This window comes from Dyella sp., assembly GCF_035508675.1.
Taxonomy (GTDB): Bacteria; Pseudomonadota; Gammaproteobacteria; order Xanthomonadales; family Rhodanobacteraceae; genus Dyella_B.
Genome location: NZ_DATJMN010000311.1, coordinates 1 through 6,767, shown reverse-complemented (window position 1 = coordinate 6,767; position 6,767 = coordinate 1). Strand labels below are relative to the sequence as shown.

Sequence of the window (6,767 nt, the reverse complement as noted above, 5' to 3'; positions counted from 1 at the left end):
TACCGGTGATGACGCTCATCATTTGCACGGTGATCTTCGTCGAGATCAAGAACCGCGAGCGCGACGCCGCCTTGCGCCTGTCGCAGGAGGAGGTCCGCCGCCTGGCGGCGACAGCGGAGCGCGAGCGCATCGGGCGCGATCTGCATGACTTGCTCGGGCATACCCTCTCGCTGATCACCTTGAAGCTGGAGCTTTCGCGCAAGCTGTTCGATCGCGACAGCGCCGCCGCGCGGCGCGAGCTGGAGGAAGCCGAACGCGTCGCCCGCCACGCGCTGGCGGAAGTGCGCGCCGCGGTCACCGGCATCCGCTCGACCGATCTTGCCGCGGAGCTGGCTTCCGCGCGACTGCTGCTGGAATCCTCCGCCGTGCGCCTGGATTACGGTGCACTGCCCGATGCGCTGCCGCAGGACGTCGAGCGCACGCTTGCGCTGGTCATTCGCGAAGCCATGACCAACATCCACCGGCATGCCGATGCCACCGAGGCCGGCGTGCGCTTTGTCCGCACGGAAGAAAAACTGGACATGCAGATCAGCGACAACGGAAAAGGCGCCCTCGTTGCGCACGGCAATGGGATGAGCGGCATGTGTGAGCGCGTGCGCGCTATCGGCGGCAGCCTGCAGGTCGATTCGCCGCCGCGCCGCGGCACGCGCCTGCTGATCAGCGTACCGTTGCGGGCGCAGAAGCAACTGGTTATTCCCGAGATAGCAAGCCAAGGCGATCTTGCCGGGCGAGCCGCATGATCCGCGTGCTGCTGGCGGAAGACCAGGCCATGGTGCGCGGCGCGCTGTCTGCGCTGCTGAATCTGGAATCGGATATCGAAGTGCTCGGCTCTGCACCCGACGGCGAAACCGCCTGGCGCGACGTGCAGCGGTTGAAACCGGACGTGCTGGTTACCGATATCGAAATGCCCGGCATCACCGGGCTCGAGCTGGCGCAGCGCATTCACCGCCACGAGCTGCCGGTGAAGTGCGTCATCGTCACCACCTTCGCGCGCCCCGGTTTCTTGCGCCGTGCGCTGGATGCGGGCGTATCGGGTTACCTGCTGAAAGACGCGCCCGCGGAGAACCTTGCCGAAGCCTTGCGCATGGTGCATCGCGGTGGCCGTTCGATCGATCCGCAACTGGCGTTGGAAGCCTGGTCGGAAGCCGATCCCCTGAATGATCGCGAGCGGCAGGTGTTGCGGTTTGCCGGTGAAGGCCAGTCTGCCGGCGACATCGCCACCAAGCTCAATCTCTCGCATGGCACGGTGCGCAATTATCTATCCGACGCCATTGGCAAGCTGGGTGCCGCCAATCGTATCGAGGCGTATCGGCTGGCGCGGCAGAAAGGTTGGTTGTAGTTACCTATTTAATTCGTTTGTGGTCGTTGCGTTAGGAAATATTCTTAGCCAAAAAACGCTTGCATTAAAAATAAACCTAACGTAATGTTCGCGTCCTTCGCCCATGCCGGCGATTTATTCAAGGGTTCAATCATGCTGCATCACCTCGTAAAAATCGGTTTGCTGTCGCGCAAAAATCGCGACGTGCTGCCGTGCGCGCAGGGTGGGCGGCATATGCCCCAAGTTTTTCACTGATTGACCGACTCTCTCGCGGAGATCGGTCACCCCGATCTCCCGAGGCAACGCGAACGCCCTCGGGTCGCCACACCCGGGGGCGTTTTGTTTTTGGCGTTCGCAAGGAATGGTCATGCGACAACACATGGTGAATCCGGTCTGCGGAATATCTCTTACGCTCTGAAGCACCCGGTGCGGGCCCGCGCCGAAGCAAAGGGCGCGGCTGCTACAGGCGCATGTGCGCTGCACCTGGGTGCTTCGGTGCGGGCGGCGATGGATCGGTTTCATCTATTCGGGCGCTTGCGCCCGCACGCATTGCCGATTGGAAACAGTCGGCGATATGCAGCATCAAAACGACAGGTTTCAGCGGCATGGGTTCAAAAAGCCCATCCGGTGCGCGGGGTTTTGCCTCTGGCGTATACCGAAGCCTGCATGCGGATGTTGCGGTTATCGACGTTAGCTCAGAGGTTAGAGCAGCTGCAGATGATGCGGTTGGCCGCCGGTTCGAATCCGGCACGTCGTTCCACTGGATAGCTCAGAGGTAGAGCATCGGATCAGCAATCCGACTGTCGCGGGTTCGACTCCCGCTCCAATCGGGGCGAAAGCCCCTCAACAGGAAACGCCCCGTGCGTGGACTGGATGGATCGCCAAGGATGGCGATCAGCCAGTGGCGCAGCGGGTACAAAGCCGGATGTCCGTCCCAAGCCTGGGCGGGTCGCCGTGGATACGCACCGGACGCGGCAAGCCGACCGGTGCATGGAAACGGTGATCTCCCCATGCAAGGCACCTATATCCCGCCTTGTATGCGTAATGGGGTGTTTCCACTTTTTAAATCGACGCGGATGGTTTATGCGCCGATTATCCCGGAAGGGAGGGCGTAGTGCGCCCGCCATTTTCGAAATAAACGTCACGTACGAATGGTCTGCCGGCGTGACGGATTATCAAGCGGACCGAATCGGGAAAACGAAAAGGAGTATTCCCATGTCCTGGATCAAGCAAATCGTGATCGGCGACGGCGAACGCGGTTTGCTGTATCGCAACCGTCGCGTGCAGGCCGTGTTGACGGCCGGCGTGTATCGTTACGTCGACCCGTTCGACCGCATCGCCGTGGTGGTGCACAACGTCGCGCGCCCGGAATACAGCGGCAACGATGCCGAGGTGCTGATGGCATCGACAAACGACGAGCTTGCCAAGCACTTCCTGGTGGCCGACGTCGGTACGGACCATGTCGGCCTGGTGTTGAAGAACGGCAAGCTCGAAGACGTGCTGGCGCCGGGTACGCGCAAGCTCTATTGGCATGCGCTGGTGCAGATCGAAGTGCAACGGGTGTGGCTGTCCGAATCGCTGGCGATCGATGCCAACGTGGTGGCGCGTTTGCGCCAGCTGGGCGCGCTGTCCAAGGTCGCCGTCACCGTCGATGTACCGGTGGAGTCCACGGGTCTGTTGTTCGTCGACAGCAAGCTGGTGCGTGCCTTGGCGCCGGGTGCCTATGCCTTCTGGAATTTCCGCAAGAACGTAGCGGCCGAGGTGATCGACTTGCGCGTGCAGTCGGTGGAGGTTTCCGGCCAGGAGCTGTTGACGCGCGACAAGGTGAGCCTGCGCGTGAACCTGGCGGCCAGCGTGCGTGTGGTCGATCCGATTGCTGCGCGTACCAAGGTCGCCAAGTACGGTGATTACCTGTACCGCGAGCTGCAGTACGGCCTGCGCAAGGCGGTTTCCGCCAAGACGCTGGACGAACTGCTGGGCGACAAGGCGTCGCTGGACTCCGACATCTTCGCCTACGTGCACGGCCGCGTGAGCGAGCTGGGTCTGGACGTGCTCGGCGTGGGCGTGAAAGACGTGATCCTGCCCGGCGACATCAAGGAAATCCTCAACGGCGTGGTGCAGGCGGAAAAGGCGGCGCAAGCCAACGTGATCCGTCGTCGCGAGGAGGCGAACGCCACGCGTTCCCTGCTCAACACAGCCAGGCTGATCGAGGAAAGCCCGACGCTGATGCGCCTGAAGGAGTTGGAGGCCTTGGAAAAGGTCACCGAGAAGATCGGCACGCTCACCGTGTTCGGCGGCCTGGACGGCGTATTGAATCAGCTTGCCGGTAGGTTGGGGTGAGCGCATGCGAACCCCAACACCGCCAGGCACATGACCCGTTGGGGTTCGCAAGCTCACCCCAACCTACAAATTCAATGGATAGAAAAAACATGGAAACGCAATCCCAATACCAACTGCTGCACGCCGAAGGCAGCGCCACGCCCATCAAGGGCTGGGTGCGCGGGGTGCCGCTGGAAGAGCAGGCGCATCGCCAATTGCAAAACATTGCCACACTGCCGTTCGTCGGCCCGTGGGTGGCGGTGATGCCGGACGTGCATCTTGGCAAGGGCGCCACCGTGGGTTCGGTGGTGCCGACGCGCGGCGCGATCATTCCGGCCGCCGTCGGCGTGGATATCGGCTGTGGCATGGCCGCGGTGCGTACCACGCTGCAGGCGAAAGACCTGCCGGACAACCTGGCACAGCTGCGTTCGAGCATCGAGCGCGGCGTACCGGTCGGCAACGGGCGCGGCGGCGATCACCACCGCATGCCGGCGAGCGTCGAAACGCGCCTGGCTGCGTCGGGGCTTTACGAGCGTTTGCAGGCGATCAAGGCCAAGCATCGCCGCATTCGCACCGACAAGCTGGACAGGCAGCTCGGCACGCTGGGCGGCGGCAACCACTTCATCGAAATCTGCCTCGACCAGACGGATGCGGTGTGGGTGATGCTGCACTCCGGTTCGCGTGGCACCGGCAACCTGATCGGCACGTACTTCATCGAGCGTGCGCGCGAAGAGCTGGCGCATCGCGTGCTTGGCTTTCATCTGCCGGACAAGGACCTGGCGTTCTTCATGGAGGGCGAGCCGCTGTTCGAGGACTACGTGGAAGCCGTGTCCTGGGCGCAGGATTACGCGCGGCACAATCGCGAGGCGATGCTGGCGCGTGTGCTGGACGAGATGCGCCATCGCCTGCCGACGTTCCAGCTGGACCGGCTGGCGGTGAATTGCCACCACAACTATGTCCAACGTGAAACGCACGGCGGCGAATCGCTGCTGGTGACGCGCAAAGGCGCGGTGAGCGCCAGGGAAGGCGAGCTGGGCATCATTCCGGGCAGCATGGGCACACGCAGCTACATCGTGCGCGGCAAGGGCAACCCGGACAGCTTCCATAGCTGCAGCCACGGTGCCGGACGCGTGATGAGCCGTACGGCAGCGCGGCAAAACATCACGCTGTCACAGCATCGGGCCGCGACGGCACATGTGGAATGCCGCAAGGATGCGGGCGTGATCGACGAGTCGCCGGCGGCGTACAAGTCGATCGATGCGGTGATGGCTGCGCAGACGGACCTGGTGGAAGTACTGCACACGCTGCGGCAGGTGCTTTGCGTAAAAGGATGATGCGCATCGCAGGCTGGAATGGCCGCCTCGACGAGGCGGCTTTTTTCATCGCGCCGCAGGCAGGGCAAAGCTCCCCGCATCGCCCGGAAACACCGCCGGGCTTTCATAGCCGTCGGCCGATACCGCCGAAACACCAAAGAACCAATCGTCGATCACCACATCCTTCAGCACGTAGCGATCGACATCGCCCACGTTGCGGCTGTATTGCCACTGCGGCGCGGTGGTGTCGCGCCAATGCACGCGGTAATCCGCCGCGCCGGGTACCTTCTGCCAGCTCAGCGTGGTGTCGGTCGTCACGGCGCCGCTGACGGTAACGTGCGCCGGTGGCGCCGGTGCGCGCGCGAGGGATGCCATAGTGATGGTGTTCAAGGCCGTGACGCGTGCCAGATACCGGAAATCGATGCCGTCGATGGTGTCACCGTATTTAACGCCGTGTTCCTCGCGTACGTCCTGGTGTTGATGCGTGTAATCCTCGTGGCCTTCGGTGATGCGCACGGCGGGATAGCCGGCTTCCAGGAACGGTACCTGGTCGCCGCCGCGGCCGTAGCGGTCGGTGCGGTAGATCATGCGTACGTGCAAGTCGGGCAGGTATTGATCGGCCAGCGCGGCCATATAGCGCGCCACGTTGCGCGAAGGCGAATCGACTTCGCCGCCGAAGTAGTTGCGCGCCTTGGCCTGCTCGGGCGTTTCCGTGCTGCGCGTACCTTCGCTGAAGATGCGCACGACGGTGTTGTCACGCACGCCATTCTGGCCGCGGCTGTTGCCGATGATGTCGTTGTTGAGATCGGTCTCGACCTGCCAGCCCTGCGCCTTGGCGTAGTCGGCCAGCACCTTGCCGCCGTACAGCCCCTGTTCCTCGCCGGAAAGCGCCGCAAAAACCAGGGTGGCGCGGTTGTCTTGCTTGGACAGCAAGCGTGCCGCCTCGATCAGCGCGGCGACGCCGGAGGCATCGTCGTTGGCGCCGGGCGCATCGCTGGTAGCGTTCATTACGTTGCTGACGCGCGAATCCAGGTGGCCGGTCATCACGATCACCCGTTGCGGATCGCTGCTGCCGCGCTTGATCGCCACCACGTCCATCACTTCGGTCGGCTTGGGAATGCGCTTGCCGGTAACGGTCTGGGAGGGCGTGACGATCTCCAGGCAGCCGCCGCAGTCGTGCGAGATGGCCTCGAAACGCGACTTCGCCCAGCGCCGCGCCGCGCCGATGCCGCGCTTGGGCGAAGTGGTGTCGGAGAGCGTGTGGCGGGTGCCGAAGCCGACCAGCGTGGTGATGGTGTCGCGCAACTGGGCTTCGTCCGGCGCGCTGGCCAGGGCGTGCAGATCGGCCTGTTCGTGCGGATAGGTCGGAGCGGTCTGCGCCAGGCAGCTGTTGCCGCATAGCGCGACAAGCATGGCGAGCGAGCAGGGAAGGGCGTAACGAGGCATGGGCGTTCCTTGTGCTTTCGGCATGAAGGGCGCTTCGGGCGGACGCCCGTTGCTGGACCGGGATTGTGCACGAATGGCGCCTGGCTGACGTGGTGGGCCAGCAAACGCGGAATGGCCGCGGGTGGCGGGCTTCGATGGGCGATAATGGCCCACCCCGTCCCGCCCGCACCACACTGCCCATCTACCAGCACCGTGAAGAAATCCGATTTCAACTTCGATCTACCGCCAGAGCTGATCGCGCAGGCGCCGCTGGCCGAACGCAGCGCCAGCCGCCTGTTGCTGCTCAACGTGCCCACGCGCACCTGGCAGGACCGCATGTTCCGCGACCTGCCCTCGCTGCTGCGCAAGGGCGATCTGCTGGTGTTCAACGA

General features: G+C 63.6%; 7 protein-coding genes and 1 tRNA gene. 6 read left to right on the top strand and 2 right to left on the bottom strand.

Annotated features, from left to right (window positions below; all coding sequences use genetic code 11):
• Positions 1 to 740 (top strand): sensor histidine kinase (locus VMA74_RS16580; protein WP_325368946.1); only part of this gene is annotated, 740 nt, incomplete at its 5' end.
• Positions 737 to 1,339 carry a response regulator transcription factor gene (locus tag VMA74_RS16575; RefSeq protein WP_325368944.1) on the top strand — a complete coding sequence of 201 codons (603 nt, stop codon included), beginning with the start codon at positions 737 to 739 and terminating at the stop codon, positions 1,337 to 1,339. The genes VMA74_RS16580 and VMA74_RS16575, both read left to right, overlap by 4 nt.
• Positions 1,340 to 1,465: 126 nt before the next feature.
• On the opposite strand, the gene VMA74_RS16570 is transcribed toward VMA74_RS16575, so the two are convergent.
• A complete protein-coding gene (locus VMA74_RS16570; RefSeq protein ID WP_325368943.1) occupies positions 1,466 to 1,603 on the bottom strand; it encodes a hypothetical protein in 138 nt (45 codons plus the stop codon).
• Positions 1,604 to 2,079: 476 nt separating this feature from the next.
• On the opposite strand from VMA74_RS16570, the gene VMA74_RS16565 reads away from it, so the two are divergent.
• From VMA74_RS16565 to VMA74_RS16555, 3 genes are all read left to right on the top strand, one after another.
• Positions 2,080 to 2,145 (top strand) — tRNA-Ala (locus tag VMA74_RS16565).
• Between the two features lie 388 nt (positions 2,146 to 2,533).
• On the top strand, positions 2,534 to 3,658 hold the full coding sequence (locus VMA74_RS16560) for a slipin family protein (RefSeq protein ID WP_325368941.1): 1,125 nt from the start codon (positions 2,534 to 2,536) through the stop codon (positions 3,656 to 3,658).
• Positions 3,659 to 3,747: 89 nt separating this feature from the next.
• Positions 3,748 to 4,971 carry an RtcB family protein gene (locus VMA74_RS16555; RefSeq protein ID WP_325368939.1) on the top strand — a complete coding sequence of 408 codons (1,224 nt, stop codon included), beginning with the start codon at positions 3,748 to 3,750 and terminating at the stop codon, positions 4,969 to 4,971.
• 45 nt (positions 4,972 to 5,016) lie between these two features.
• Here VMA74_RS16555 and VMA74_RS16550 read toward each other — a convergent pair whose 3' ends face one another.
• Positions 5,017 to 6,396: a M28 family metallopeptidase gene (locus VMA74_RS16550; protein WP_414649627.1), complete on the bottom strand. Its 1,380-nt coding sequence runs from the start codon at positions 6,394 to 6,396 to the stop codon at positions 5,017 to 5,019.
• A 144-nt stretch (positions 6,397 to 6,540) separates the two neighbouring features.
• Here VMA74_RS16550 and VMA74_RS16545 point away from each other — a divergent pair.
• The coding region (locus tag VMA74_RS16545; RefSeq protein WP_325368937.1) for an S-adenosylmethionine:tRNA ribosyltransferase-isomerase at positions 6,541 to 6,767 on the top strand (227 nt) is incomplete at its 3' end.